Raw genomic sequence first — 729 nt, 5'->3', positions numbered from 1 at the left:
AGGGAAGCCGGTGCACAGGTGATGCGTGAGACTGAACAGCAGATTTACCGTCAGTTGACTGACGAGGTACTGGCCCTGCGATTGTCTGAAAACGGCTCAAATCATATCGCATAACCCACTGATAATGTTTACTACCGGATGTAGCTTTTTTCATGCCCGAGATGGTCAGTTAGTTCCTCATTAAGCACCGTTTCGACAGTTAATTTCGTCTGCATACGGGAAAACTGATTGAGGTCGGCCTCGGTTTTGAGGCCTTTAGCCAGTTCAGCCGCAAGGGCTTTAAGCTTCTTTTCGTCCATAATTTACCTGTCTCCGTTGTTGGAGTGAACCACGGCAGCCTGACGGCTGCAAATTGAAAACCGCCCCTGTTCGTCCTGTTGTTGCCGCACGCTCCGCAGAATATGTATTCTCTGAGGACCTGTTTTATTAAGGACTCATCCTCTTATGTTGACCCGCAAAAGTATAGATCCCGTTCTGCTCTCTGTTTGAAGTGGTCAACAAAAACTGGCCACCGAGTTAGAGTTTTTCCAGTATCGATTTTCCGATTCGTTTGGGGGTAACCCACCGTTATATTCGTGCGGTCTTAGTGCGCTGTAATATCCAACGATATAGTCCGTTATGGCGTGAGCTGCCTCGCTGAAGCTTACGTAACCCACCACCGGCATCCATTCGTTCTTCAGACTCCTGAAGAAGCGTTCCATTGGGCTGTTATCCCAGCAGTTTCCGCGC

At 48.8% G+C, this 729-nt stretch carries 2 protein-coding genes and 1 pseudogene; 1 reads left to right on the top strand and 2 read right to left on the bottom strand.

The features are described 5' to 3' along the window. Positions 1-114, top strand: a 114-nt coding sequence (locus BHE85_RS27650) for a hypothetical protein (protein ID WP_235870049.1), incomplete at its 5' end; no start/stop codon positions are given. A 29-nt stretch (positions 115-143) separates the two neighbouring features. On the opposite strand, the pseudogene BHE85_RS17385 reads toward BHE85_RS27650, so the two are convergent. Together BHE85_RS17385 and BHE85_RS17380 are read right to left on the bottom strand one after the other, a co-directional pair. Further along, positions 144-299 (bottom strand): annotated as a pseudogene (locus BHE85_RS17385) (IS256 family transposase); the annotation flags it as partial. Positions 300-494: 195 nt separating this feature from the next. Beyond that, a partial coding sequence (locus tag BHE85_RS17380; RefSeq protein WP_146627965.1) for an integrase core domain-containing protein occupies positions 495-729 on the bottom strand: 235 nt, incomplete at its 5' end.

The sequence above is a fragment of the Shigella sp. FC1567 genome (genome assembly GCF_001743015.1).
Taxonomy (GTDB): domain Bacteria; phylum Pseudomonadota; class Gammaproteobacteria; order Enterobacterales; family Enterobacteriaceae; genus Escherichia; species Escherichia coli.
Note: the sequence above shows the minus strand (reverse complement) of the source record. Positions and strands in the feature narration are given on the sequence as shown.